A 25,486-nucleotide genomic window follows, 5' to 3' on the forward strand; every position below is an offset into this window, starting at 1 on the left:
ATCAGCCTCCCAGCCGCGTTCGGCTGCGTTTCGCCAGCCAGTCAGAAATCAGTAAGGCCGCCAGAGACAACAGGATCGCCAGCACGCACAGACGTGCGGCTGCGCTTTCTGCGCCGGGAGTTTCAATCAGAGTGTACATGGCCAGCGGAATGGTGCGGGTTTCGCCGGGAATGTTCGAGACGAAGGTAATGGTCGCGCCAAATTCGCCCAGCGAACGCGCGAACGCCAGCACCACGCCGACTATCACACCGGGAACTGAAAGCGGCAAGGTGATGGTGAAAAACACCCGCCACGGCGACGCTCCGAGCGTGCGGGCGGCGAGCTCCAGTTTCGGATCCACGGCTTCCAGGGACTGGCGGATAGCGCGCACCATCAGCGGAAACGCCACGACGGCAGAAGCCAGTACCGCGCCGTGCCAGCTGAAACTGAAGCTAAACCCAAACCAGTCATATAACCACTGGCCCACAACGCCCCGCCGCCCCATCACCACCAGCAGCAAATAGCCAATCACCACTGGCGGTAACACCAGCGGTAAATGGATAATACTGTCGAGCAGGGATTTGCCGGGAAAGCGGCAGCGGACCAGGATCCACGCCATCAGAATACCAAGTGGCAGACTGCAAACTACGGACAGGCTCGATACTTTCAGACTGAGAAATACCGCCTGCCACTCATATTCACTCAACATCATTAGCGTGGCGTAAATCCATAATGTTTGAAGATCTCTGCGGCAGCGGGTGTTTTCAGATAATCATAAAACGCGCTGACCGTCGGATTTTCGTGGCCTTTAACAATAGCCATCGGGTATTCCACCGGCTTATGGCTTGCAGCCGGGAAGATGCCGACAACCTTCACTTTTTTGCTGGCAATGGCATCAGAACCGTAGACGATACCCAGCGGAGCTTCTTCACGCTCGACCAGCGCCAGAGCGCCACGAACGTCGCTGGCACGCGCCAGTTTAGGTTCCAGCGTGGTCCAGGCGCCCAGTTTTTGCAGCGCTTCTTTGGCATAAATGCCCGCCGGGACGTGGTCTGGATCTCCGACGGCTAAGCGGCTGTCACCAATCAGTTTAAGCCACTGCGTTTTTTCAGAGATATCGACTTTGTCGATTTTGCTGGTTTTTGCAGAAACCAGCACCAGCTCATTGCCGAGCAGAGTATAACGGGTGTTATCGACAATTTGCTGTTTGCCGATGGCGTAATCCATCCACTGCTGATCGGCAGAAATAAACAGATCCGCCGGTGCGCCTTGCTCAATCTGGCGCGCCAGCGTAGAAGACGAGGCGAAGGAAGATACCACCTGCACGCCTTTCTCTTTCTGATACTGCGTCGCGATGTCCTGCAACGCGTTGGTCAGCGACGCCGCGGCAAAGACCGTAATTTTGTCTGCGGCCTGCGCCTGCACGTTCAGCCCTGCCACCAGCACAGTCGCCGTAAATAATGTTGTCCAGGAAGCTTTCATCGTTTTCCTCGCCTGTTATCCGTTATTCATACATCAGGTGATGCGTTATGTAGGCAACAATATAGCGCAGGAAAATGGGTTGTCATCTGATTTATCGGCGGAAACTGGCAGAACTTGAAGTTTGTTGATCTGGCTGCGGTGAATATTTTTTTCAGGGGCTTTGTGCTGCTCGCAGAAAAAAGAAAACCCGGCACAATGGCCGGGTTCTTCGGATTCAGACTGCATCACGACAACTTAGTAATGAGGCTTACTGCGGGACTCTTTAGAGTGGCCGATAACGGAAATAACGTTGAAGACGGTACCCAGTCCCCAGATCAGACCCAGGATCACCGCGATGAAGACCGGCACCATGATGGCAGCAAATACCAAACTTTCGATTAATTCTAACATGATAGCCTCACTTGACTGGCTGGATCGCACAACGACGGCGATGTTCATAAACTGTATGACAGACTGTCACAGATAATAGCAGTACGGGGCTGGAATTACTTTAGCATTTCGCCAACTTGCCTGCGGACGGGTTAAACGGCGACAATACATCTTCGTCTATTAAGGAAGCTGACATGCAAGCTGAAATTCTGTTAACCCTCAGGCTACAAGAGCGGCTATTCGCCGACCCGCGCCGTATCGAATTACTGCGACAGGTGCGCCATACCGGCTCGATCAGCCAGGGCGCAAAGCTGGCAGGGATCAGCTATAAAAGCGCGTGGGACGCCATCAACGAGATGAATCAGCTGGCGGATGAAACGCTGGTAGAGCGCAGCACCGGCGGCAAAGGCGGCGGCGGCGCAATCCTCACGCCTTACGGCGAACGTCTGATTCAGCTGTACGAGCTGCTGGCGCAGATCCAGCAAAAAGCGTTTGATGTACTCAAAGAAGATTCCCTTCCCCTCGACAGTTTGCTGGCCGCCATTTCCCGTTTCTCGTTACAGACCAGTGCGCGCAATCAGTTCTTCGGCAACGTAGTGGAACGCAGCCATGAGAGCGTCCAGCAACATATCAATGTGATGCTGGCCGACGGGAAAACACAAATACGCGCCGCCATTACCGAGCAAAGCGCCGATCGCCTGGCGCTGACGCCCGGCAAGGAAGTGCTGGTGCTCATCAAAGCGCCGTGGATTACTCTGGGTTTCAATGCCGAAAATCCACACAACGCGTTGCCGGGCGACATCACCCATATTCAGCGCGGCGACATGAACAGCGAAGTGCTGCTGAAACTTCCCGGCGGCGAGACGCTGTGCGCCACGGTGCCGAACGAGGAAATGGATACGCTGAAGCTCGAAACCGGTCAGAGGGCATTTGCTCAGTTTGATGATGACAAAGTGATTATCGCCACGCTGTGCTGAAAAAACACTGATAATCAGTATCTTGCAGAATCAGCGCTGACACTTTGCAGAATTGTCAATTGACTCAGAGAACCTGAGCGCTTATCCCTTAATTCATCATTATTTCGAATTAAGGGATAACAATGTCGTTACATATTTCGCAAGGCATTTTCCGCCTGAGCGATACCCGAACCCTCGCACTTTCCGATCTCACTGTTCAGCAGGCCGATACCTGGGCGTTCGTTGGCTCCAACGGCAGCGGAAAATCCGCACTGGCCCGCGCCCTGGCAGGCGACCTCACATTGCTCAAAGGCACCCGCGAAAACGGCTTTGGCCACATCGTCCGGCTTTCCTTCGAGCAACTGCAAAAACTGGTGGCCGATGAATGGCAGCGTAACAATACTGATTTGCTGAGTGAAGGTGAAGATGACACCGGCCGCACAACCGCCGAAATCATTCAGGAAGAGGTGCAGGATCCGGCGCGCTGTGCCGCCCTCGCCGCGCAGTTTGGCATTGAGAAATTGCTCGACCGCCGTTTCAAATATCTTTCCACCGGTGAAACGCGCAAAACGCTGCTGTGCCAGGTGCTGATGCAACAGCCTGACTTGCTGGTGCTTGACGAGCCTTTCGACGGCCTCGACGTCAATGCGCGCGCCCAGCTGGCAGCGTTGCTGGCCACGCTGGCCGGACAGGGCCAGACCATGGTGCTGGTCCTAAACCGCTTTGATGATATTCCTGAATTTGTGCAGAACGTCGGCGTGCTCGCGGATTGCACGCTGGCCTCCGTCGGCCCGCGCGAACAGGTGATGGCCGATGCGCTGGTGGCGCAGCTGGCCCACAGCGAAAGCCTGATCGGCATGGCGGTGCCCGAAGCGGAGGATCCGACTGCCCGCGTCAGTCCGCCGGCAGACAGCCCGCTGATTGTGCTGCGCAACGGCGTGGTGCAGTACGACGATAAACCGATCCTGCACAATCTGAGCTGGCAGGTCGATCACGGACAACACTGGCAGATCACCGGGCAAAACGGTGCAGGGAAATCGACCCTGCTGAGTTTGATCACCGGCGATCACGCGCAGGGTTACAGCAACGATCTGACACTGTTTGGCCGCCGTCGCGGCAGCGGCGAAACTATTTGGGATATCAAGCGCCACATCGGTTACGTCAGCAGCAGCCTGCATCTCGATTACCGCGTCAGCACCAGCGTGCGTAACGTGATTACCTCCGGCTTCTTCGATTCCATCGGCATTTATCAGGCGGTTTCTGACCGGCAACGTTTACTCACCAGCCAGTGGCTGGCCCTGCTCGGCCTCGGTGGCGCAGCCGGTGAGATGCCGTTCCACAGCCTGTCATGGGGGCAACAGCGTCTGGCGCTGATCGCCCGCGCGCTGGTCAAACACCCTGCGCTGCTGATTCTCGACGAACCTTTGCAGGGGCTGGATCCGATTAACCGCCAGCTGGTGCGCCGCTTTGTCGATATCCTGATCGGCGAAGGGGAAACCCAGCTGTTGTTCGTATCTCACCATGCAGAAGATGCGCCGGAGTGCATAACGCATCGTCTGAGCTTTATTCCGGACGGCGATATCTACCGGTATCAGATCGAGCAACGTTAAAAGCACAGCGGCCTTCCCGGTGCGGAAGGCCTGTTTTCCTCATTTTCCCCGCACTTTCCTCCCCTGCCAGACGCTTTACCACCGAAAAACCGTTTTCAGATAATGCGAAACTTTAAGTGTAAGCGATTACACCAAGCGCCATTTCTGGTCTGTAGCGTTATTCTTCAGGCTTTCTTTACCGCTGGTATCAGCTGTTTAGCATGGTAGAAAGGTGCTAAACTGTTTGTGTAAGCGATTCCATTTTATTGGGGATGGATCACCTTTTTCAGCCCTGCAGCGTGATATCGTTGCAGCATTGATAATCATCGGGGAGCGATTATGTACGTCTTAGTCACAGGTGGTAGCGGTTACATCGGCAGTCATACTTGCGTGCAATTGATTGATGCGGGTTATACGCCAATTATTCTGGATAACCTTCACAACAGTAAAGTCAGCGTGCTGGAGCGTATTAATACGCTAACTGGCAAAACGCCGCTGTTCTACGAAGGCGATATTCGTGACCGTGCGATCCTCGATAAAATTTTCAGCGAACACAAAATTCACTCAGTGATCCACTTTGCAGGCTGGAAAGCCGTGGGTGAATCCGTCGCGAAACCGCTGGCGTATTACGACAACAACGTCACCGGCACGCTGGTACTGGTAGAAGCGATGCGCGAAGCAGGCGTCAAAAACCTGATTTTCAGCTCATCGGCCACCGTGTATGGCGATCAGCCTAAAACGCCTTATGTCGAAGACTTCCCGACCGGCAACCCTTCCAGCCCGTATGGCCGCAGCAAACTGATGGTCGAGCAGATCCTGGAGGATGTACAGCGTGCGGAACCAGACTGGAGCATTACGCTGTTGCGCTACTTCAACCCGGTCGGCGCACATCCGTCGGGCCTGATGGGCGAAGATCCGCAGGGCGTACCTAACAACCTGATGCCGTTCATCGCACAGGTTGCCGTTGGCCGTCGTGAATCCGTCGCGGTGTTTGGCAATGATTATCCAACCAAAGACGGCACCGGCGTGCGCGATTATATCCACGTTGTCGATCTGGCCGACGGCCATCTGGCCGCCATGAAAACCCTGCACAACAAACCAGGCGTCCACATTTACAACCTCGGCGCAGGCTTTGGCCAGAGCGTACTGGAAGTCATCAATGCCTTCAGCAAAGCCTGTGGCAAGCCGGTGAAATACACCTTTGCGCCACGCCGTGACGGTGACCTGCCGGCTTACTGGGCGGATCCGACCAAAGCGGAAAAAGAGCTGAACTGGAAAGTGACCCGCACGCTGGAAGATATGGCCAATGACACCTGGCTCTGGCAGTCGAAAAACCCGCAGGGTTACCCAAACTAAGGCGGATAAGGAATCTTTATGACCACGTTTGACCCGATTGAACATCCGCATCGCCGCTACAATCCGCTGACCGATCAGTGGATTTTAGTCAGCCCGCACCGCGCCAAGCGCCCGTGGCAGGGACAGCAGGAAGCCGTTTCCGATGAAGTGCTGCCCGCGCACGATCCGGACTGCTTCCTGTGCCCGGGAAATACCCGCGTCACCGGCGATGTGAATCCGCAATATAGCGGCACGCACGTCTTCACCAATGACTTTGCCGCGCTGATGCCTGATACACCGTTTGCCCAGAAAAGTACCGATCCGCTGATGCGTCTGGAAAGCGCGCGCGGCACCAGTCGTGTCATTTGTTTCTCGCCCGATCACAGCAAAACGTTGCCGCAACTGTCGGTAGAAGCACTGACCGAAATCGTCAAAACCTGGCAGGAACAGACTGCGGATTTAGGTAAAACCTATACGTGGGTGCAGGTTTTCGAGAACAAAGGCGCGGCGATGGGGTGCTCCAATCCGCATCCGCACGGCCAGATTTGGGCCAACAGCTTCCTGCCGAATGAAGCGGAACGCGAAGACCGTCTGCAACGCACATATCTTGAACAGCAGGGTTCGCCGATGCTGGTGGACTACGTGCAACGCGAGCTGGCCGACGGCAGCCGTACCGTGGTGGAAACCGAACACTGGCTGGCGGTGGTGCCTTACTGGGCGGCATGGCCGTTCGAAACGTTGCTGCTGCCGAAAGCACACGTCAAACGCATCACCGATTTGTCCGAAGCACAGCGCACTGATTTAGCGCTGGCGCTTAAACAGCTGACCAGCCGCTACGACAATCTGTTCCAGTGCTCTTTCCCATATTCGATGGGCTGGCACGGCGCGCCATTTACCGAGGGCGACCACGAACACTGGCAGCTGCATGCCCATTTCTATCCGCCGTTGCTGCGTTCAGCCACGGTGCGTAAATTCATGGTCGGCTATGAATTGCTGGCCGAAACCCAACGCGACCTGACGGCTGAACAAGCCGCTGAGCGTCTGCGCGCGGTGAGTGATGTCCATTATCGTGAGGCCGGAGAAAAATAATGAATCTGAAAACTAAAGTCCTTGAAATCTTTGCTGATAAATTCGGCTACCCTGCGACCATCACCATCAAAGCGCCGGGCCGTGTGAACCTGATCGGTGAACATACCGACTACAACGACGGTTTCGTGCTGCCGTGCGCCATCGACTATGAAACAGTGATCGCCTGCGCCCAGCGTAACGATCGCCAGATCCGCGTCATCGCCGCAGATTACGACAACGAAGAAGACAGCTTCTCACTTGACGAACCCATCCTGCACAGCGACGCACATCCGTGGGCCAACTACGTACGCGGCGTGGTGAAACATCTGATGTTGCGTAACAAAGATTTCTCCGGCGCGGACATGGTGATAAGCGGCAATGTGCCGCAGGGCGCGGGTCTGAGCTCCTCGGCGTCGCTGGAAGTGGCCGTCGGTCAGGCGCTGAAATCTCTGTATGATTTACCGCTGGACGGCGTTGCCCTGGCGCTGAACGGTCAGGAAGCGGAGAACCAGTTTGTCGGCTGTAACTGCGGCATTATGGATCAGCTGATTTCTGCGCTCGGCAAAGAAAATCATTCCCTGCTGATCGACTGCCGCTCACTGGAAACCCGCGCGGTCTCCATGCCGACAAACGCCGCGGTGGTTATCATCAACTCCAACGTCAAACGCGGTCTGGTGGACAGTGAATACAACGCGCGTCGCGAACAGTGTGAAGTCGCTGCCCGTTTCTTCGGCGTGAAAGCATTGCGCGACGTAGATCCTGCCCTGTTCTTCTCTATTGAGGATGAACTGGATCCGGTGGTATCACGCCGTGCTCGTCACGTCATCACCGAAAACGACCGTACACTGGCTGCGGCTGACGCCCTGGCCAGCGGCGACCTGAAACGCATGGGCGAGCTGATGGCAGAATCTCACGCCTCCATGCGCGATGATTTTGAAATCACCGTACCGCAAATCGACAAGCTGGTTGAAATCGTCAAAGAAGTGATTGGCGACAAAGGCGGCGTGCGCATGACCGGCGGTGGTTTCGGCGGCTGCATCGTGGCACTGGTTCCGCAAGACATGGTGGAAAAAGTGCGTCACGCAGTGGAAGAACAATATCAGGCGCACAGCGGCCTGAAAGAAACCTTCTACGTTTGCACCGCATCTCAGGGAGCTGGCGTATGTTAAAACCTGAAAATACGCAGCTGGCGCCCGATGGCCAGCCGTTTGAACAGGTGACGCTACAGAATGCGGCGGGCGCTACCGCCACGTTCATGGACTGGGGCGCGACCTGGCTGTCCTTCACGTTGCCGCTGGCCGATGGCACCACGCGCGAACTGCTGCTTGGCTGCCAGTCACCGCACGATTATATGAATCAGAGCGCCTATCTCGGTGCGACCGTCGGGCGCTATGCCAACCGCATTGCCCGTGCGCAGTTTGAGATCGAGGGTAAACCGCATCTGGTGGTCGCCAATCAGGGCGTACACCAGTTGCACGGCGGGCCGGAAGGTTTCCATGCGCGCCGCTGGAAGATCCTGTCTCAAAGTACGCAGAAAGTCAGTTTCCAGCTGTTCTCCGCCGACGGCGATCAGGGTTTTCCTGGCAATATGACCGCCACGGTGCATTACCAGCTGACCGACGATAATCGTCTGGAAATCCGTTACGACGCGACGGTCGATAAGCTGTGCCCGGTCAATCTAACCAATCACGCTTATTTCAACCTCGATGGCGAAGGCACCGATGCGCGTCAGCACAAGCTGCAACTGTTCGCCGACCGCTTCCTGCCGGTCGACAGCGACGGTATTCCGTGCGCCGATCCGACCACGGTAGAAAACACCGGCATGAACTTCAACGCGCCGAAAACGCTGGCGAAGGATTTCCTCAGCGATCGCGATCAGCAGCGTGTGAAGGGCTATGACCATGCCTATCTGCTCAACCGCACCTGCAATTCCGGGGAATTCCCGGCGGCGCATTTGTGGTCTGCCGACGGTAAAGTGCAGATGACTGTTTTCACCTCTGCGCCAGCGTTGCAGCTTTACAGCGGCAATTTCCTCGGTGGTACGCCGAACCGCACCGGCGGCGAATATGCCAGCTACAGCGGCGTGGCGCTGGAAAGTGAATTCCTGCCCGACAGCCCGAATCACGCCACCTGGCCGCAGCCCAGCTGCTGGATAAAACCGGGTCAGACCTATAAATCTGCCACGACCTACCAGTTCTTCGCGCTGTGATCCTGATGGACAGGATCGCCAGATCCTGTCCTGTTTTGTGACTTACCCCGCATCTGCGTCAGCACATTTTCAGCTAAAGAGTTCAGCCACATCTACGCTTAGTAAGTGTCCTGCGAAAAGGACGTTTAATAAGGAGTTCGTTATGCGTTTACCCGTTGTATTAACCCTGCTGGCCACCTTGTGTGCGGCGGGTTCTGCGCTGGCCGCTGATACGGTCAAAGCACCTTCTGCGGCACAGACTGCGCAACGACAGAAAATGACCGATTGTAATTCGCAGGCCACCACGCAATCCCTCAAAGGCGAGGACCGCAAAAAATTCATGAGTAATTGCCTGAAAGCGGAAAGTAACGCCACTGAAAAACTGAGCCCGCAACAGGAGAAAATGAAAACCTGTAATGCCGATGCGGCGAAGAAAGAGCTGAAAGGCGATGCACGTAAAACTTTCATGAGCACCTGCCTGAAAAAAGCCAGCTAATTACGCTGCACTTTTATACAAAACGCGTGGTTCGGGCGACCGTCTGCGCGTTTTGTTTTACATCCCCGCAGCAAATTCGTTATGTTTAACCTCAAACGGTGTGACACAACGGCGATCAGGGTACATACCGATTGCCGATGAGGATGCCAAGACCCTATAATGATAATTGTTATCATTGAAAATTCAGTTAACTGAGGAGTTTAGCTATGGCTGTAACCAAACTGGTGCTGGTACGACACGGTGAAAGTGAGTGGAACAAAGAAAACCGTTTTACCGGCTGGCATGATGTTGAACTGTCCGAAAAGGGCCGTACCGAAGCAAAAGCGGCCGGTCAGCTGCTGAAAGACGAAGGCTTCCACTTTGACTTCGCCTACACCTCCGTGCTGAAACGTGCCATCCATACTCTGTGGAGCGTTCTGGACGAACTGGATCAGCCTTGGCTGCCGGTAGAAAAATCCTGGAAACTGAACGAACGTCATTACGGCGCGTTGCAGGGTCTGGATAAAGCTGAAACCGCAAAAAAATACGGTGACGAGCAAGTGAAACAATGGCGTCGTGGCTTTGCCGTGACTCCGCCAGAGCTGGACCGTTCAGACGAGCGTTTCCCTGGCCACGATCCGCGTTACGCAAAACTGTCTCAGGAAGAACTGCCAACGACGGAAAGCCTGGCGCTGACCATCGAACGCGTTATCCCTTACTGGACTGAAGTTATCAAACCTCGCATCGAAAGCGGCGAGCGCGTGATCATCGCTGCACACGGCAACTCCCTGCGTGCGCTGGTCAAATACCTGGATAACCTGGGCGAAGACGAAATTCTGGAACTGAACATCCCTACCGGTGTTCCACTGGTTTACGAATTCGACGAAAACTTCAAACCTGTAAAACATTACTATCTGGGCAATGCCGACGAAATCGCAGCGAAAGCCGCGGCCGTGGCAAACCAGGGTAAAGCGAAGTAATTAATATTTACTGACCTGTTCAGTAAAGGATGAAAGGCATGCGCAAGCGTGCCTTTTTTGTTTTTAAGGCAGGATGACTTACGTTTTTTCGCGCCAGTACACATTCATTTTTTCGAATATGTTATTGACTCTCCCGTTCTGGCGGGTAATATTCCCCTACCACATCAGGAGTGTCTATGCCCGAGCTTACCCCGCTTCAGCTCTTCAAATGTCTTTCGGATGAAACCCGTTTGGGGATCACGCTGCTGCTGCATGAAATGGGTGAACTGTGCGTATGCGAAATCACCGTCGCCATCGAAGAGTCGCAACCTAAGACCTCGCGTCATCTGGCGATGCTGCGCGAAACCGGCCTGTTATTAGACCGACGCGAAGGGAAATGGATCCACTATCGCCTTTCACCGCACATTCCTGCGTGGGCAGCCGAAATCATCAGGCAGACCGCCCAATGCCAGTTTGTACAAATCACTCAGCTCACCAAACGGCTGCAACAAGGCAGCGTCGCTTGCCAATAATGCGTTAAAAATTTACTCAATCATATATGAAATAACATATATAAATCGGAGAACACTATGTGGCTCGCAGGTCTGATTTTTATCTTTACCCTGGTACTGATTATCTGGCAGCCCGGTGGATTAGGCATTGGCTGGAGCGCGAGCCTGGGCGCGGTGCTGGCCCTGGCGACCGGCGTTGTACATCCCGGTGATATTCCGGTGGTATGGGAAATTGTCTGGAACGCCACGGCGACATTCATCGCCGTGATTATCATCAGCCTGTTGCTGGATAAATCGGGATTCTTCGAGTGGGCCGCGCTGCACGTCGCGCGCTGGGGAAACGGCAAAGGCCGATGGTTGTTCACCTACATTATTTTACTCGGCGCCAGCGTCGCTGCGCTGTTCGCCAATGACGGCGCGGCGTTAATCCTGACCCCCATTGTCATCGCCATGCTTCTGGCGCTTGGTTTCAGCCGGGGCGCGACGCTGGCCTTTGTCATGGCAGCCGGGTTTATTGCTGATACTGCCAGCCTGCCGCTGATCGTCTCCAATCTGGTCAATATTGTCTCTGCCGACTTTTTCAAGCTTGGCTTCAATGATTACGCCTCGGTCATGGTGCCCGTCGATATCGCCGCTATCGTGGCGACGCTCATCATGCTGCACCTGTTCTTTCGCAAGGATATTCCGAAAACCTACGATGTCGCCAGGCTCAGGCGCCCGCGTGATGCGATTAGCGATATGCGCACATTTAAAACCGGCTGGCTGGTCCTGATTCTGCTGCTGGTGGGTTTCTTTGCCCTTGAGCCGCTGGACATACCCGTCAGTGCGGTGGCTGCTTTCGCAGCGTTTATTCTCTGGCTGGTCGCCCGTCGCGGTCACATTATCGATACCGGTAAAGTGCTGAAAGAAGCGCCGTGGCAAATCGTCATATTCTCACTGGGGATATATCTGGTGGTGTATGGCCTGCGCAACGCTGGCCTGACGGAGTGGTTGTCCGGCGTGCTGAATACTTTCGCCGTCCACGGATTGTGGGTCGCCACGCTGGGCACCGGGTTCCTGAGCGCCCTGCTCTCCTCACTGATGAACAATATGCCAACGGTGCTGATTGGCGCGCTTTCCATTGAGGGCAGCACTGCAACCGGCGTCATCAAAGAGGCCATGATTTACGCCAATATTATCGGCAGCGATCTCGGACCGAAAATTACGCCGATTGGCAGCCTGGCGACGTTATTGTGGCTTCACGTTCTGGCACAAAAAAATATCACCATCACCTGGGGTTATTACTTTTACGTCGGCATCGTCATGACCCTGCCGGTACTGTTCGTTACGCTGGCAGCCCTGGCTGTCCGCTTATCATTTCATGTGGCCTGAACCACACGCCTGACAGAGAACTCGCAATGACCGATATCACGATTTATCACAATCCGTCCTGCGGCACGTCGCGCAACACGCTGGCGCTTATCCGCAACAGCGGCGTTGAACCCGCTATCATTTTGTATCTGGAAAACCCGCCATCACGTGATGAACTGATCACAATGATTGCCGGTATGGGCATCTGCGTACGCGCACTTGTGCGTAAAAACGTTGAGCCTTATGAAAAGCTCGGACTGAGCGACGATAAATTTTCTGACGACGCGCTGCTGGATGCCATGTTGGCATACCCGATTTTAATCAACCGGCCGATCGTCGTGACACCGAAAGGAACCCGGCTTTGCCGCCCTTCCGAAATCGTACTGGATATTTTGCCGGATGCGCAAAAAGGCGCTTTCACCAAGGAAGACGGTGAGAAAGTGATTGATGAAACCGGACAGTTAATTATTAAGGGGGGCAGCTTATGAATGATCAGTCGCTGGACTCATATGTTCATTTATACAATCAGTCGTCCGTCGCCAAAGAGGTGATGCAGGGCTGACAGGCCCGGAACCGTCGATTTGGGGTGGATATCGCGACGAGAAATATCCATTCCAAAAAACACAGAAATACCGGTTATGAACATTACCATTCATTGTAATTAAGAATAAATAGCATTAAATATACTTATGGTTATCCCCTCATCTGAATAATCATTTAAGTTTTCAAAATTTGTTTTTTTCTAAAATTAAGATAATCCGACAAAACACCTAAAGATAAAAGAAATCCACCCGATAATACTGAAAGGGGAAATTACATCCCTGATAGTATGAATCGCCCTTTAACTGATTACTTACCCTTATTAAAATCCGTTATCAGACGACCTTGAAGCATGTGCCACCGGGGTTAAATACCATGAGCTTTCTAAAAAACATTAAAATAAGAACGGCACTCGTACTCATTCTCATTATTTTCTCATTGCTCTGGGCAGGAGCATCCGGATTTGCGTTATATTCCCTTAAAGAGTTAAAACTCGAACTGGGTGTGACTACTATTCAGCAAAATAATGGCGATATCATCAATGGCGCGAACGCGCAGTACTATCGCGCTGTCACTTCGCTTGAACGTGCTATGGGAGGCATAGACAAAAACGATAACGCCATTTTTGATCTCGAAATGAAGGCGACGGCGATAGAATTAGAGAGTCTGCAAAAAGGGTTGATGCAATTTAAAGCGATTAATCATGGCAATCTTGATGCACCAACAATAGATGATATTTATAACAGTTCATTTAATCTTTACAATGACGCTGTGTTGCCCCTGTTTGGATCTGCTAAAGATAAAAGAATCGGCGACTTCGAGAAAATTAAAAATGATAAGTATCTTCCTCTTAGGCGTAACTTCAGTGCGGCAATTGATAAATACAACAATAAAATAATCTCTTTAAACGCTGAGGCAAATGAAAGGATTACGCGTTGGGTGACGTGGTGCCAGTATATTCTCATTAGCGCACTGATGATAAGCGTACTCATCATGATGGCGAGCGATCGTTATTTAGTTAATTTTCTCGTTAAACCCCTAAATATCATAAAAGCCCATCTGGAATCTCTGGCCACTGGTGTACTGGACAAAAAAATTGTCGAACAGGGAAGAAACTGTATCGGTCAGTTAGTCCCTTACATCGATAAAATGCAGGGCAACTGGGCGCAGACCGTACGCGATATTCGTAACAGCGCAGATTCCATTTATAAAGGTTCCAGCGAAATCTCCATCGGCAATACCGACCTGTCTTCACGGACTGAAGAACAAGCTTCCGCACTGGAAGAGACAGCCGCCAGCATGGAGCAGTTGGGGTCAACCGTCAGACAAAATGCGGATAACGCCGGAGAGGCAAGCACACTGGCGAGCCATGCGACTCAGGAAGCACACACCGGCGGCGATATCGTCAGCGGTGTCATCAGCACCATGACCAAAATTACCGGCAGCTCACATAAGATTGTCGACATCATCAGCGTCATCAACAGTATTGCCTTCCAGACCAATATTCTTGCCCTGAACGCGGCGGTGGAAGCTGCCCGTGCGGGAGAGCAAGGGCGTGGCTTTGCCGTCGTCGCCAGTGAAGTGCGTAATCTGGCTCAACGCAGCGCGCAGGCCGCTAAAGAAATTGGCGTCCTTATCAATGACTCGGTTGAAAATATTAAATCCGGGTCAGATCAGGTGACGCGCGCGGGTGAAGCGATGGAGAAAATCGTCAGCTCTGTCAGCCACGTCAGTGAAATCATGAGCGAAATTGCTGCGGCTTCTACAGAGCAAAGTAAAGGGATCAGCCAGATTGGTACAGCAGTGGTACAGATGGACAGCGTCACTCAGCAAAATGCCGCTTTGGTGCAGGAGTCGGCAGCGGCAGCGGCCTCTCTGGAAGAGCAGGCCAGACACCTGACTGAGATCGTCTCCATCTTTAAAATTGGGGGCTCTGAGAAACGCGCCGACATCCCGATGCTTAAAAGGCCGGATATGCGTGCCAAAAGTCCACCATTAGTGACCGATCAGGGCGGCTGGACCCAGTTTTAATCTCAGGGATAACTGTGACGTCAGGCGTTCGAGATAAAACATAGACATGGCAATCCTAATATCGGAGCATGGCTTAACGCAGCCCGAAAAAGGAGAAACCCATGCCCGTCAGACTCGCCTCACCGGATGAAGCAGAAAAACTCTGGGAGATCAGGAATAAGGCCATCCGCCATGGATGCAAAAATACCTATGATGAACAGGTTATCCTTGCCTGGACGCCTGACCTGATGCCGCCGGGATACCGCACAGCGGTGGCCAGTAATCCTTTTTTCGTTGTCGATTCGCCTGAGGGGAAAATCCCGGTGGCGACCGGTTATCTTGATCTGCAAAATCACAGCGTGGAAGCCATTTTCACGCTGCCTGATTTCACCGGGAAAGGCTATGCCCGCCGGATCCTTGACGCCATCAAAGCTGAAGCGAAACAGCGAGGACTGGTTGCACTGACCTTATCCTCCACGCCTAACGCCTTTACGTTTTATCAAAAGAATGGGTTCAGTCTGGTCAGGGAAAGTCTGCATCGCTCCGGGATGGCAAAAGCTGACCTGCGCTGTATGGATATGCGCTGCGAATTATAATGTTGATTCGAAAATGAAAAAGCCCCGAATTAACGGGGCTTTATATCAGATAAATAGAGGGATGAGATTATCCGCGGCGCGCTTTTACTGCGTTCGCCAGGCTGCGCAGCAGCACTTCAGTATCTTCCCAGCCGATGCAGGCATCGGTCACGCTCTGGCCGTAAACCAGCGGCTCACCGCTGTCGAGGCTCTGGTTACCTTCCACCAGATGACTTTCTACCATCACGCCCATCACCGCCTGTTCACCGCCCGCTACCTGAGCGCAAACGTCTTCACAAACTTCCATCTGTTTCTTGAATTGTTTGCTGCTGTTCGCATGGCTGAAGTCGATCATGATACGTGCAGGCAGACCGCCTTTTTTCAGGCCTTCTTTAACTTCCTGCACATCTTGCGCACTGTAGTTTGGCTTTTTCCCACCGCGCAGGATGATGTGGCAATCGTTGTTACCGCTGGTATTCACGATAGCGGAATGACCCCATTTGGTGACCGACAGGAAGCAGTGTGGCGCTCCGGCTGCGTTGATCGCATCGATCGCCACTTTGATGGTGCCGTCGGTACCATTCTTAAATCCGACCGGGCAGGATAAACCGGAGGAAAGCTCACGGTGAACCTGAGATTCTGTCGTACGTGCGCCAATCGCGCCCCAGCTCATTAAATCCGCCAGATATTGTGGCGTGATCATATCCAGGAATTCGCCCGCCGCAGGCAGACCAGTATCATTAATATCCAGTAACAATTTGCGCGCGATGCGTAAACCGTCGTTAATCTGGTAACTGTTATTCATATGCGGGTCGTTAATTAACCCCTTCCAGCCCACCGTGGTACGCGGTTTTTCAAAGTAAACGCGCATCACCACTTCCAGCTCGCCCTGCAGTTCTTCACGCATTTTCATCAGGCGCGCCGCGTACTCTTTTGCGGCTTTCGGATCATTGATAGAGCAAGGGCCGATCACTACCAGAAGACGATCATCGTTTCCTTTCAGAATCTTATGAATGGCATTGCGTGCCTGAGAGACTGTTTTCGCCGCTTTGTCGGTCGCAGGAAATTTTTCCAGCAGCGCGACAGGTGGCAAAAGTTCCTTAATTTCTTTGATACGTAAATCGTCGTTTTGATAATTCATAACTGTTCCATTCGGGTATTCATAAGAGACAAAGCGAAACGCTGACCGCGTTCAATCTAGCCGTATTGGGTGTCGGTGTAAATCTACTTTTACACTTACGAATAGTCTCATTTTGATTCAGGACATGAATTCATTAGCTAACCTTTAACTGTCCATACGAAAACGACGACGGATCCTTCTGTAACAATGGAGATGACAATATGAATAAGTTCGCAATCGCATTCTTTACCGCAGCTCTGGCCCTGACTTCAGGTGCCGCGCTTGCAGCAGGCACCGATGCTGGTTCTAACAACGGCGCAGCTAATCAGTCCGACAGCCCTGGCTCTATTCAGAAAATCGCGCCTAACGGCGTCGATAACAACAAAATCAATGAAACCGACAAACCCGTTAATGAAGTCCATAAAAAGACTCACAAAACGACGGATAAAGCTCATCACGATATGAGTAAGAAAACTGTCGATCATAAAAAGGCAATGTGTAAGGACGGTCGCTGCCCGGATCAGGTTCCAGGCACTAACCAGTCTAAAGCGACGGGCAATTAAACCCCGCCTTCACAGCAAAGAATCATGAGGAACTTCGGTTCCTCTTTTTTTCGCCCTGCCCCCTTCTTGCAACACTTCATGATTACGTTATTGTAATTGCCTCTATTCATCATTTTTGTGAATACAATTATGTCTGCATCATCATTTTTACCTCAGGACAAAAACAGTCGCCGACTGCTGCTCGCGTTCCTGATTACCGTCACTTTTATGGTCGCCGAAGTGATCGGTGGTCTGATTTCCGGCTCGCTGGCCCTGCTGGCCGATGCCGGGCATATGCTTACCGATGCCGCTGCGCTGCTTGTCGCACTGATAGCGGTGCGTTTCGCAAAACGTAAGCCCAACTCACGCCATACCTTTGGCTATCTGCGCCTGACCACCATGGCGGCCTTCGTGAACGCGGCGGCATTGCTGGTGATCGTCGTGCTGATTGTGTGGGAGGCTATCGCCCGCTTCTTCAACCCGCAACCGGTCATGGGCACCACGATGCTGGTGATCGCCATCGCCGGCCTGTTCGCCAATATTCTGGCGTTCTGGCTGCTGCATCAGGGAGAAGAAAAAGCCAATATCAACGTGCGGGCCGCAGCACTTCACGTCCTCGGGGATTTGCTTGGTTCAATTGGTGCGGTCGCCGCAGCGCTGATCATTATGTATACCGGCTGGACGCCAATCGACCCCATTTTGTCGGTGCTGGTATCGTGTTTAGTTCTAAATAATGCGTGGCGGTTGCTGCGTGAGAGCTTCCACGAATTACTCGAGGGCACGCCGGAGGAGATCGATATTGATGAGCTGCGTAAGGATTTGTCGCGCAGTATTCCCGAAGTGCGGAACGTGCATCATGTTCACGTCTGGCAGATAGGTGAACAGCGACTGATGACGTTGCATGTTCAGGTGGTACCCCCGCATGACCACGACGCGCTCCTCGGGCGCATTCAGCATCATTTGCTCGAGAAATTCCGCATCGGTCATGCGACGATTCAGATGGAATACGGCCATTGTGAAACGCCGGATTGTGAGATTAATGAAGTGCCTGTCGCCAGCGGCGGTCACGATCATCACGGCCATAGCCATGCGCATCATCACTGATTGATTAACATGTTTCATAATGCAAAACGCCTCCGGTTGGAGGCGTTTTGCGTTGGCAGGTCATCAGGCGGCGTGCAGCGGGAGCGAACCGTTTTGCTTCGCGCTTTTGATCCACAGCCAGGAGCCGTTCAGCGCGATAAGCGTCAGCAATACATATTCCAGCGCCATCGCGTACACGCCCTGATACGCAAAAATTGCCACGCTGATGACGTCAATCACCACCCACAGCAGCCAGTTCTCGACGTATTTGCGTGTCATCAGCAGCATCGCCACAATCGACAGCACCATCATTGATGAATCCCAGAACGGGAACGCATCGGGCTGCAGCTCCGGCATCTGTACATTTAGCCCAAGCGCCTGCATCAAATTAACGGCCAGCAGCGTGAGCGCGGCAAACACACGGTCAATATTGAAGGACATCAGCAGAATGCCAGCGACACAAATCGCGCCCCAAAGCAGCGCTTTTCCGCGCGTTAACCAGCGAATTTGCAGCTCAGCCTGTTGATCTGCCGTCTGGCGGCTCCATGCGTACCAGCCGTAAATATTGGCACCAAAGAAGAATATTTGCAGCAGCAAGCTGGCATAAAGTTGAATCTGAAAGAAAATGATCGCAAACAGCGTAACGTTGATCAGGCCAAACGGATAGTTGATCAGCTTTTCTTTGCTGGCGAACCAGATACACAACAGACCAAAAATGGTTCCGATGGCTTCGATCCACGACAGGTCATAGCCGCCTTTCCCCAGCGGAATATGCACCAGGATATTGCTGGTACTGAAAAAATCCATCATCTCATCCTTTCCTTTCGTCAGTTACAAAGCACAGGCTTACAGCGTTTTAGACTGAGTACGCAGTTTGAGCTCAGCTGCGAACGCCAGCATACGGTTAAGCGGGATCAGGGATTTCACGCGCAGCGCTTCATCCACTTCAATAGCATGTTTCGCGCCGCCATGCTCAAGCCCTTCCGCAATGGCTTTCAGGCCGTTCATCGCCATCCACGGACAATGTGCGCATGTACGACAGCTGGCCCCTTCACCCGCCGTCGGCGCTTCGAATAATTCTTTATCCGGACACACCTGCTGCATTTTGTAGAAAATGCCCCGGTCAGTCGCCACGATCAGCTGTTTATTGGGCAATGTTTTCGCCGCCTGAATCAGCTGGCTGGTCGACCCTACCGCATCCGCCATGTCGACGATCGCCTGTGGGGACTCCGGATGCACCAGCACAGCGGCGTTTGGGTACAAACCTTTCATTCGGGTCAGGGCCTGAGTTTTAAACTCGTCATGGACGATACAGGCGCCCTGCCAGCACAGCACATCTGCACCGGTCTGTTTACGCACGTAATTGCCCAGATGACGGTCCGGTGCCCAAATGATTTTTTCGCCCAGACTATCCAGATGCTCGATCAATTCGACGGCGATGCTGGAGGTCACTACCCAGTCTGCCCGCGCTTTAACCGCTGCCGAGGTATTAGCGTAGACCACCACGGTACGATCGGGGTGACTGTCACAGAAATCCGAAAATGCCTGATCAGGGCAACCGAGATCCAGAGAGCACTCCGCATGGAGTGTCGGCATCAGCACGGTTTTCTCCGGGCTGAGGATCTTAGAGGTCTCTCCCATAAAGCGCACACCGGCCACCAGTAAAGTCGACGCAGGATGCTGACTGCCGAAACGAGCCATCTCCAATGAGTCTGCCACGATACCGCCGGTTTCTTCTGCCAGCGCCTGAATTTCAGGATCGGTATAGTAATGCGCGACCATCACGGCATTACGCTCCTTCAGCAGTTTCTTAATCTTCTCTTTGTAGAAAATCTTTTCATCTGCATTCAGAACAGCGGGCTTAGGCGGGAAAGGGTATACCGTCGCATTCAGATCCAATGTTTCGCTCATACTCATCATCTCATTCAGTCAGGCGTCATGCCTGAAGGCTGGAAGCCACCCCTGGATTCAATCAGAAACAGAGTGGTTTTGTATGCTAAACAAAATAACGCAAAAAAGGAGAAAAGTCGTCGGTATTTTAGCCGTTAAGCTCAAAATGTTTACTGGACTTAAAAGTGATGGATTTTAATTCCGCACCGAGGTAAATCGCGGGTGGGATAAATGAAGTTTCGAGGTTCAGATGCGAAAAAAGCGCCAAAAGGCGCTTTTTCCTGAATTCTTAGATTTAGATGTATTCCACTTGAAAGTGGTGGGCCGTGCTGGATTCGAACCAGCGACCAATTGATTAAAAGTCAACTGCTCTACCAACTGAGCTAACGGCCCATCTAAATACTATGTACTGCTCTATCTTTGGCTTTCAAAATCTTCAGAAGGTTCCACCTAAAAAGTGGTGGGCCGTGCTGGATTCGAACCAGCGACCAATTGATTAAAAGTCAACTGCTCTACCAACTGAGCTAACGGCCCTTCCTGAATACTTCTGACTACCTTGCGAATTGCAGTTGGTGTGCAATCCACTTGCGTGCTGTTTAGATTGGTGGGCCGTGCTGGATTCGAACCAGCGACCAATTGATTAAAAGTCAACTGCTCTACCAACTGAGCTAACGGCCCATCTAAACCTGCTGCAAATTGCCTGATTCTCTAACAGCTTGAGCCGTTTGGAGTTGTCTGGGCAACGGCGGCATATATTACTTATTTAACTTTTCAGTGCAACTTTAATTTTCACAAAGATGCCTGACTGCTGGTTCTTCACACACTCAAGCCCAGAAAATGCACGATATGTACACTTTCTGGACCTGAATAAGGTTTTACTTTGCAGATAAACGTTTTTGAGCTTGTTTTGCCGCATCGGTATTTGGGTACTGTTTTACGACCTGCGTAAAGACGGCTTTGGCTTTATCAGCCTGACCTTTCTCCTGCATGATCACCCCAACCTTGTACATCGCGTCAGAACTTTTTGGAGACTTAGGGTAGTTTTTGACCACGACTGCAAAATAATACGCAGCGTCATCTTTTTTACCCTTGTTGTAATACAACTGACCTAGCCAATAATTCGCGTTCGGCAGGTAAGTTGAATCAGGATATTTTTTGACGAAACTCTGAAAAGCCGCAATGGCCTCATCATACTGTTTCTTTTCCAGCGCCAATGAAACAGCCGCATTGTAGTCACTGTTCACATCACCCGTACTTGCAGGTGCCTGAGCTGCACCGGCATCAGGCGCTGCTGCTGCGTTAGCAGAACCAGAGGCATCACCCGTGGTGGCGGCAGCGCCCGTACTGGCGGCTCCGGCAGACCCCTGACTCAGGCTGTCCATTTGCTGATACATTTGCTTCTGACGTTCAACGATTTGGTTCAACTGATACTGATTCTCCTGGATTTGACCACGAAGAGTATCTGCATCACGTTGGGAATCAGAAAGTTGCTGCTGGAGTTGAGTTAATAGCTGGCTATGAGCGTTAGAAATACGCTCCAGAGAGGTGACCCGATCTTCAATCGAGCCTGAGCCGACATTACTGATTGGCGCTTGGGCAGTAGCGGCCCATGGGACCGCTACGCCAACCAGTAACGACAGACTCAACAAGTGAGTTCTGAAGTTACTGCTCATGCGACTCTCTTAGTATACCAGTACGGCACGACGGTTTTTAGCGTAAGCCGCTTCGTCATGGCCCAGTACAGCTGGTTTTTCTTTACCGTAAGAAACGATAGAGATTTGGTCAGCAGAAACGCCTTTGCCTTGCAGGTACATTTTAACAGCAGTAGCACGACGTTCGCCCAAGGCGATGTTGTACTCTGGAGTACCACGTTCGTCAGCATGGCCTTCTACGGTCACTTTGTAAGACGGGTTGCTGCGCAGGAAAGCTGCGTGTGCATCCAGCATCTGAGCGAATTCAGAAGACACATCGTATTTGTCTAAGCCGAAGTAAACGATGTTGTTTTTCTGCAATTCTTGCATCTGCAGACGAGCTTGCTCTTCTGAAGACATGTTTGCGTTTTCAGTGCCAGCGCCAGTGTTCAGACCCATACCTGATTGGTCGTTGTCTGCGTTCTTGTGTGAACTACAAGCAGCGACTGCCAGTACAGGCAATGCCAGCATCAGCCCTTTCAGAACTTTGTTCAGTTGCATCTATTCGATCCTTTTATAATTTTTTGCCATACATAGTTGTATATGCATCACAGATACGGCGACCAGGCAGGAAATTTGACCTGTCCATCAGTTGCCGGAAGACGCGCTTTGAAACGTCCATCAGTCGATACCAACTGCAACACGGAACCCAGACCCTGTGAAGAGCTGTAAATAACCATGGTGCCATTAGGAGCGAGGCTAGGCGTTTCATCCAGGAACGTGTCCGTCAATGTTTGAACGGCTCCCGTTGCCAGATCTTGTTTAGCGATGTGCTGTGTACCGCTGGCGCTGCTCACCATTACCAGGAATTTGCCATCTGCACTTACGTCAGAGTCCTGATTTTGAGAGCCTTCCCAGGTCAGACGCTGAGGCGCACCGCCATTAATATTCACTTTATAAACTTGTGGACGCCCACCCTGATCCGATGTGAAGGCCAGGTTCTGGCTGTCCGGGAACCAGGTAGGTTCAGTATTATTGCTGCGACCGTTAGTCACCTGGCTGATTTGGCCAGAGCCAAGGTTCATCACATACAGGTTCAGGCTACCGTCTTTAGACAGTGCGAAAGCCAGTTTGCTGCCATCAGGTGAGAATGCAGGTGCACCATTGTGGCGTGGGAAAGAAGCAATCTGTCGAACGCTGCTGTTTGCCAGCGTCTGTACAACCAGCGCAGAACGGCCACTTTCAAAGGTCACGTACGCCAGTTTGCTACCGTCTGGAGACCAGGCCGGAGACATCAGCGGCTCTGGTGAGCGGTGAACGACAAACTGATTGTAACCATCGTAGTCAGCTACGCGCAGTTCATACGGGAACTTGCCGCCGTTGGTCTGCACGATATAAGCGATACGGGTACGGAATGCGCCTTTCACACCGGTGAGTTTTTCGAACACTTCATCACTGGCGGTATGGGCGGAATAACGCAGCCATTGCTTGGTCACTTTATACTGGTTTTGTGCCAGTACGGTGCCCGGCGCGCCAGAGGTATCGACCAGTTGGTAAGATACCACGTAGCTGCCATCGGCTGCAGGCTGAACCTGACCGATAACCACAGCATCGATACCCAGAGCTGTCCAGGCGGCAGGAGTGACTTCTGCTGCGGTGGCCGGCTGCTGAGGCATACGGGATGCATCAATAGGATTAAACTTGCCGCTGTTACGTAAGTCAGCAGCAACGATGCCACCGACATCTTCAGGTGGAGTACCAGGACCTGCCCATTTAAATGGCACAACGCCAATCGGACGGGCGGTATCTACCCCTTGGGTAATTTCAATACGAACTTCTGCATGTGCTACAGATGCCCACATCATTAAAAGGCCGAACGCTACTCGAAATGCCTGCTTCATTGTATCTCCCTTATCTGGACGTATCTGCCCGCGATAATTTAGCAGAATTTTAACAAACCAACGCATACAAAACTAGAATTACACACTGCAATCTATCGTAAAAATCTGAAAAGTTATTATTTTCATCTTTTACTGTGGTTTAAATCTCATTGGTGCATTTTTAAAGACTTCATACACTTCCTGACTCGGTGGCTTAGGGATCCGCGCTTGCTTAGCTGCGGTAACTGCAGCCTGACAGAGTGCAGGATCTCCACCTTCAGGTGTGACACTAATCAGCATACCATCGGGAGCCAACTTGATACGAAGATCACAGGTCCTCCCCGCATATAAACCACTGTCGTAGAATTTACTTTGAATAGCCGCTGTAACCTGACCAAGATACCCGTCAATCTCAGCCCCGGAAGCACCGCTTTTCTTACTGGCGCCCTTCCCTGCCGGAGCCGATGCCCCGCCGCCGCCCGTTGAACCTTTAGGCGCGTTCTTCGAATCAGCAAGACCATCGAATAAATTATCGGCATCCGCAGCGGCTTTTGCCGCCGCAGCTGCGGCCGCTTTCTTATCAGCAGCAGCCTTCTTCGCGGCGGCGGCTGCCTCAGCTTTCTTCTCTGCTGCCGCAGCCGCTTTAGCATCCGCAGCGGCTTTGGCATCGGCATCAGCCTGAGCTTTAGCATCTGCAGCGGCCTGTGCTTTCGCTTCGGCAGCAGCGGCTTTTTTCGCTTCGGCAGCGGCTTCTTTCTTCGCATCTGCTTCTGCCTGTTTCTTGGCAGCTGCAGCGGCAGCCGTCGCTTCTGCTTCAGCCTGTTTCTTCGCTTCGGCAGCAGCGGCTTTTTTCTGTGCATCAGCCTGGGCTTTGGCGGCTTCTTTCGCCGCATCGGCTTTAGCCTGAACGGCAGCTTCTTTCGCTGCTTCCGCTTTGGCTTGCGCCGCAGCCGCTTCTGCTTGTTTCTGTTGTTCTTTGGCCTGCTCAGCGGCTTGTTCAGCCTGTTTCTGCTGCTGGGCCTGTTCCTGAGCCTGCTGCTTCGCATCCTGCTGCGCTTGCAGACGCTCTTTCTCTAACTCTTTCAGGCGCTGTTGTTCTGCCGCCTGCTTCTGCTGTAATTCTTCAGCCTGTTGCTCTGATTTTTTCTGACGTGCTGCTGCAGCACGTTGGGAATCAGCCTGTTGCTGCTGTTGACGGTTGTACTGATCGACCACTGCACTGGGATCGACCATTACCGCGGATATATCACTACCGCCACCGCCGCCACTCATGCTGGTATCTTCGTCCAGCGATCCCAAAATCAGCAGGCCTATAATGATGATATGCAGAACGACCGAAACAATAACGGCGCGTTTGAGCTTATCGTTTTGTTCAGTTGCAGTTGCCTTTACCAAAATAGATTTCCCAAGACAGGATTACCAAAAACCCGGATCCCTTCAGTGCCTGTCGTTCTCTTTTAACAAGGCAGGGAAAGCCGGGTTTCAAATAAGTGTTACAAATTACCTATCCTCAGATAGGTTGTGTCATCAATCCGACAGATTTCACACCGGCCTGATGCAACATATTCAGCGCCTTGATGATTTCATCATAAGGCACATCTTTTGCACCGCCGATCAGAAAGACCGTCTTCGGATTGGCCTGAATACGGCTGGTCGCTTCTGCGATAACCTGCTGTTCAGGCAACTGTTCCATACGCTGATGATCCACCACAATGGTGTACTGACCGACGCCTGAGACTTCAACAATCACTGGCGGGTTATCATCGCTGGATACCGCTTTGGAATCCGTCGCGTCAGGCAGATCCACTTCCACGCTCTGAGTAATAATCGGTGCTGTTGCCATAAAAATCAGTAACAGAACCAGCAGTACGTCCAGCAGCGGAACAATGTTGATCTCCGACTTACCTTCGCGACGGTTACGACGACCTCGTGAACGAGCCATACTCTCCCCCT

The 25,486-nt window shown here is 52.5% G+C and carries 26 protein-coding genes and 3 tRNA genes; 15 read left to right on the plus strand and 14 right to left on the minus strand.

The features are described 5' to 3' along the window. Position 1: 1 nt before the first annotated feature. The 3 genes from modB to I2123_RS17245 form a co-directional block, all read right to left on the minus strand. On the minus strand, positions 2-691 hold the full coding sequence (gene modB, locus I2123_RS17235) for a molybdate ABC transporter permease subunit (protein ID WP_213051104.1): 690 nt from the start codon (positions 689-691) through the stop codon (positions 2-4). Then, complete coding sequence (gene modA / locus I2123_RS17240; RefSeq protein ID WP_112166614.1) at positions 691-1,461, minus strand: molybdate ABC transporter substrate-binding protein; 771 nt, start codon at positions 1,459-1,461, stop codon at positions 691-693. The genes modB and modA overlap by 1 nt, the downstream gene beginning before the upstream one ends. Before the next feature lie 234 nt (positions 1,462-1,695). Beyond that, positions 1,696-1,851, minus strand: coding sequence for an AcrZ family multidrug efflux pump-associated protein (locus I2123_RS17245; RefSeq protein ID WP_112166616.1), 156 nt, complete (start codon positions 1,849-1,851; stop codon positions 1,696-1,698). 173 nt (positions 1,852-2,024) lie between these two features. Here I2123_RS17245 and modE point away from each other — a divergent pair, with 173 nt between their 5' ends. The 13 genes from modE (at position 2,025) to I2123_RS17310 (ending at position 15,408) form a co-directional block, all read left to right on the plus strand. Beyond that, positions 2,025-2,807: a molybdenum-dependent transcriptional regulator gene (gene modE / locus I2123_RS17250; protein ID WP_213051105.1), complete on the plus strand. Its 783-nt coding sequence runs from the start codon at positions 2,025-2,027 to the stop codon at positions 2,805-2,807. Positions 2,808-2,929: 122 nt separating this feature from the next. After that, complete coding sequence (gene modF / locus I2123_RS17255) at positions 2,930-4,396, plus strand: molybdate ABC transporter ATP-binding protein ModF (RefSeq protein WP_213051106.1); 1,467 nt, start codon at positions 2,930-2,932, stop codon at positions 4,394-4,396. Between the two features lie 318 nt (positions 4,397-4,714). Next, positions 4,715-5,731 (plus strand): UDP-glucose 4-epimerase GalE, encoded by a 1,017-nt coding sequence (gene galE / locus I2123_RS17260; RefSeq protein ID WP_213051107.1) that lies wholly within the window; start codon positions 4,715-4,717, stop codon positions 5,729-5,731. An 18-nt stretch (positions 5,732-5,749) separates the two neighbouring features. Further along, the gene (gene galT / locus I2123_RS17265) at positions 5,750-6,799 is read left to right on the plus strand and encodes a galactose-1-phosphate uridylyltransferase (protein WP_213051108.1); all 1,050 of its coding nucleotides are present in this window, start codon (positions 5,750-5,752) and stop codon (positions 6,797-6,799) included. Continuing rightward, entirely contained in the window at positions 6,799-7,947 is a 1,149-nt protein-coding gene (gene galK, locus I2123_RS17270; protein WP_213051109.1) for a galactokinase, read from the plus strand. Before galT ends, galK begins: the two co-directional genes overlap by 1 nt. Further along, on the plus strand, positions 7,941-8,987 hold the full coding sequence (gene galM / locus I2123_RS17275) for a galactose-1-epimerase (RefSeq protein WP_112166628.1): 1,047 nt from the start codon (positions 7,941-7,943) through the stop codon (positions 8,985-8,987). The genes galK and galM overlap by 7 nt, the downstream gene beginning before the upstream one ends. Positions 8,988-9,129: 142 nt before the next feature. Next, positions 9,130-9,462, plus strand: coding sequence for a PsiF family protein (locus tag I2123_RS17280; protein WP_112166630.1), 333 nt, complete (start codon positions 9,130-9,132; stop codon positions 9,460-9,462). 206 nt (positions 9,463-9,668) lie between these two features. Then, entirely contained in the window at positions 9,669-10,421 is a 753-nt protein-coding gene (gene gpmA / locus I2123_RS17285; protein WP_112166632.1) for a 2,3-diphosphoglycerate-dependent phosphoglycerate mutase, read from the plus strand. Positions 10,422-10,597: 176 nt separating this feature from the next. Next, complete coding sequence (locus tag I2123_RS17290) at positions 10,598-10,933, plus strand: metalloregulator ArsR/SmtB family transcription factor (protein WP_213051110.1); 336 nt, start codon at positions 10,598-10,600, stop codon at positions 10,931-10,933. A 57-nt stretch (positions 10,934-10,990) separates the two neighbouring features. After that, positions 10,991-12,283, plus strand: a complete 1,293-nt coding sequence (locus tag I2123_RS17295) for an arsenic transporter (protein WP_213051111.1) — start codon at positions 10,991-10,993, stop codon at positions 12,281-12,283. A gap of 26 nt (positions 12,284-12,309) precedes the next feature. Continuing rightward, entirely contained in the window at positions 12,310-12,750 is a 441-nt protein-coding gene (gene arsC / locus I2123_RS17300) for a glutaredoxin-dependent arsenate reductase (protein WP_213051112.1), read from the plus strand. Between the two features lie 427 nt (positions 12,751-13,177). Continuing rightward, on the plus strand, positions 13,178-14,833 hold the full coding sequence (locus I2123_RS17305) for a methyl-accepting chemotaxis protein (RefSeq protein WP_213051113.1): 1,656 nt from the start codon (positions 13,178-13,180) through the stop codon (positions 14,831-14,833). A 101-nt stretch (positions 14,834-14,934) separates the two neighbouring features. Then, positions 14,935-15,408, plus strand: a complete 474-nt coding sequence (locus I2123_RS17310) for a GNAT family N-acetyltransferase (protein WP_213051114.1) — start codon at positions 14,935-14,937, stop codon at positions 15,406-15,408. Between the two features lie 67 nt (positions 15,409-15,475). On the opposite strand, the gene aroG is transcribed toward I2123_RS17310, so the two are convergent. Further along, on the minus strand, positions 15,476-16,528 hold the full coding sequence (gene aroG, locus I2123_RS17315) for a 3-deoxy-7-phosphoheptulonate synthase AroG (RefSeq protein ID WP_213051115.1): 1,053 nt from the start codon (positions 16,526-16,528) through the stop codon (positions 15,476-15,478). Between the two features lie 200 nt (positions 16,529-16,728). On the opposite strand from aroG, the gene I2123_RS17320 reads away from it, so the two are divergent. Both I2123_RS17320 and zitB read left to right on the plus strand, forming a co-directional pair. Next, positions 16,729-17,070 carry a protein YbgS gene (locus tag I2123_RS17320; protein WP_112166647.1) on the plus strand — a complete coding sequence of 114 codons (342 nt, stop codon included), beginning with the start codon at positions 16,729-16,731 and terminating at the stop codon, positions 17,068-17,070. Positions 17,071-17,199: 129 nt separating this feature from the next. Next, positions 17,200-18,153 carry a CDF family zinc transporter ZitB gene (zitB, locus tag I2123_RS17325; protein ID WP_213051116.1) on the plus strand — a complete coding sequence of 318 codons (954 nt, stop codon included), beginning with the start codon at positions 17,200-17,202 and terminating at the stop codon, positions 18,151-18,153. Positions 18,154-18,216: 63 nt separating this feature from the next. Here the strand turns inward: zitB and pnuC are convergent, their stop codons facing one another. From pnuC to tolR, 10 genes are all read right to left on the minus strand, one after another. Beyond that, positions 18,217-18,939, minus strand: coding sequence for a nicotinamide riboside transporter PnuC (gene pnuC / locus I2123_RS17330; protein ID WP_213052553.1), 723 nt, complete (start codon positions 18,937-18,939; stop codon positions 18,217-18,219). Positions 18,940-18,978: 39 nt separating this feature from the next. Next, on the minus strand, positions 18,979-20,043 hold the full coding sequence (gene nadA / locus I2123_RS17335) for a quinolinate synthase NadA (RefSeq protein ID WP_213051117.1): 1,065 nt from the start codon (positions 20,041-20,043) through the stop codon (positions 18,979-18,981). A 296-nt stretch (positions 20,044-20,339) separates the two neighbouring features. After that, a tRNA-Lys gene (locus tag I2123_RS17340) sits at positions 20,340-20,415 on the minus strand. Between the two features lie 65 nt (positions 20,416-20,480). After that, a tRNA-Lys gene (locus I2123_RS17345) sits at positions 20,481-20,556 on the minus strand. A gap of 68 nt (positions 20,557-20,624) precedes the next feature. Next, positions 20,625-20,700 (minus strand) — tRNA-Lys (locus I2123_RS17350). A 197-nt stretch (positions 20,701-20,897) separates the two neighbouring features. Next, the gene (cpoB, locus tag I2123_RS17355) at positions 20,898-21,695 is read right to left on the minus strand and encodes a cell division protein CpoB (protein WP_213051118.1); all 798 of its coding nucleotides are present in this window, start codon (positions 21,693-21,695) and stop codon (positions 20,898-20,900) included. 9 nt (positions 21,696-21,704) lie between these two features. Further along, positions 21,705-22,214 carry a peptidoglycan-associated lipoprotein Pal gene (pal, locus tag I2123_RS17360; protein ID WP_056771674.1) on the minus strand — a complete coding sequence of 170 codons (510 nt, stop codon included), beginning with the start codon at positions 22,212-22,214 and terminating at the stop codon, positions 21,705-21,707. A gap of 47 nt (positions 22,215-22,261) precedes the next feature. After that, a complete protein-coding gene (gene tolB, locus I2123_RS17365) occupies positions 22,262-23,554 on the minus strand; it encodes a Tol-Pal system beta propeller repeat protein TolB (RefSeq protein WP_112169559.1) in 1,293 nt (430 codons plus the stop codon). A gap of 129 nt (positions 23,555-23,683) precedes the next feature. Next, complete coding sequence (tolA, locus tag I2123_RS17370; protein WP_120078215.1) at positions 23,684-24,928, minus strand: cell envelope integrity protein TolA; 1,245 nt, start codon at positions 24,926-24,928, stop codon at positions 23,684-23,686. A 115-nt stretch (positions 24,929-25,043) separates the two neighbouring features. Then, positions 25,044-25,475 carry a colicin uptake protein TolR gene (gene tolR / locus I2123_RS17375; RefSeq protein ID WP_112168971.1) on the minus strand — a complete coding sequence of 144 codons (432 nt, stop codon included), beginning with the start codon at positions 25,473-25,475 and terminating at the stop codon, positions 25,044-25,046. Positions 25,476-25,486 lie beyond the last annotated feature (11 nt).

This window comes from Rahnella inusitata, assembly GCF_018288855.1.
Lineage (GTDB): Bacteria > Pseudomonadota > Gammaproteobacteria > Enterobacterales > Enterobacteriaceae > Rahnella > Rahnella inusitata.

What these genes read in the sequence shown, in the direction of transcription:
- modB (WP_213051104.1), bottom strand. Translation starts at nt 691, where the DNA reads ATGATGTTGAGTGAATATGAGTGGCAGGCGGTATTTCTCAGTCTGAAA.
- modA (WP_112166614.1), bottom strand. Translation starts at nt 1,461, where the DNA reads ATGAAAGCTTCCTGGACAACATTATTTACGGCGACTGTGCTGGTGGCA.
- I2123_RS17245 (WP_112166616.1), bottom strand. Translation starts at nt 1,851, where the DNA reads ATGTTAGAATTAATCGAAAGTTTGGTATTTGCTGCCATCATGGTGCCG.
- modE (WP_213051105.1), top strand. Translation starts at nt 2,025, where the DNA reads ATGCAAGCTGAAATTCTGTTAACCCTCAGGCTACAAGAGCGGCTATTC.
- modF (WP_213051106.1), top strand. Translation starts at nt 2,930, where the DNA reads ATGTCGTTACATATTTCGCAAGGCATTTTCCGCCTGAGCGATACCCGA.
- galE (WP_213051107.1), top strand. Translation starts at nt 4,715, where the DNA reads ATGTACGTCTTAGTCACAGGTGGTAGCGGTTACATCGGCAGTCATACT.
- galT (WP_213051108.1), top strand. Translation starts at nt 5,750, where the DNA reads ATGACCACGTTTGACCCGATTGAACATCCGCATCGCCGCTACAATCCG.
- galK (WP_213051109.1), top strand. Translation starts at nt 6,799, where the DNA reads ATGAATCTGAAAACTAAAGTCCTTGAAATCTTTGCTGATAAATTCGGC.
- galM (WP_112166628.1), top strand. Translation starts at nt 7,941, where the DNA reads ATGTTAAAACCTGAAAATACGCAGCTGGCGCCCGATGGCCAGCCGTTT.
- I2123_RS17280 (WP_112166630.1), top strand. Translation starts at nt 9,130, where the DNA reads ATGCGTTTACCCGTTGTATTAACCCTGCTGGCCACCTTGTGTGCGGCG.
- gpmA (WP_112166632.1), top strand. Translation starts at nt 9,669, where the DNA reads ATGGCTGTAACCAAACTGGTGCTGGTACGACACGGTGAAAGTGAGTGG.
- I2123_RS17290 (WP_213051110.1), top strand. Translation starts at nt 10,598, where the DNA reads ATGCCCGAGCTTACCCCGCTTCAGCTCTTCAAATGTCTTTCGGATGAA.
- I2123_RS17295 (WP_213051111.1), top strand. Translation starts at nt 10,991, where the DNA reads ATGTGGCTCGCAGGTCTGATTTTTATCTTTACCCTGGTACTGATTATC.
- arsC (WP_213051112.1), top strand. Translation starts at nt 12,310, where the DNA reads ATGACCGATATCACGATTTATCACAATCCGTCCTGCGGCACGTCGCGC.
- I2123_RS17305 (WP_213051113.1), top strand. Translation starts at nt 13,178, where the DNA reads ATGAGCTTTCTAAAAAACATTAAAATAAGAACGGCACTCGTACTCATT.
- I2123_RS17310 (WP_213051114.1), top strand. Translation starts at nt 14,935, where the DNA reads ATGCCCGTCAGACTCGCCTCACCGGATGAAGCAGAAAAACTCTGGGAG.
- aroG (WP_213051115.1), bottom strand. Translation starts at nt 16,528, where the DNA reads ATGAATTATCAAAACGACGATTTACGTATCAAAGAAATTAAGGAACTT.
- I2123_RS17320 (WP_112166647.1), top strand. Translation starts at nt 16,729, where the DNA reads ATGAATAAGTTCGCAATCGCATTCTTTACCGCAGCTCTGGCCCTGACT.
- zitB (WP_213051116.1), top strand. Translation starts at nt 17,200, where the DNA reads ATGTCTGCATCATCATTTTTACCTCAGGACAAAAACAGTCGCCGACTG.
- pnuC (WP_213052553.1), bottom strand. Translation starts at nt 18,939, where the DNA reads ATGGATTTTTTCAGTACCAGCAATATCCTGGTGCATATTCCGCTGGGG.
- nadA (WP_213051117.1), bottom strand. Translation starts at nt 20,043, where the DNA reads ATGAGCGAAACATTGGATCTGAATGCGACGGTATACCCTTTCCCGCCT.
- cpoB (WP_213051118.1), bottom strand. Translation starts at nt 21,695, where the DNA reads ATGAGCAGTAACTTCAGAACTCACTTGTTGAGTCTGTCGTTACTGGTT.
- pal (WP_056771674.1), bottom strand. Translation starts at nt 22,214, where the DNA reads ATGCAACTGAACAAAGTTCTGAAAGGGCTGATGCTGGCATTGCCTGTA.
- tolB (WP_112169559.1), bottom strand. Translation starts at nt 23,554, where the DNA reads ATGAAGCAGGCATTTCGAGTAGCGTTCGGCCTTTTAATGATGTGGGCA.
- tolR (WP_112168971.1), bottom strand. Translation starts at nt 25,475, where the DNA reads ATGGCTCGTTCACGAGGTCGTCGTAACCGTCGCGAAGGTAAGTCGGAG.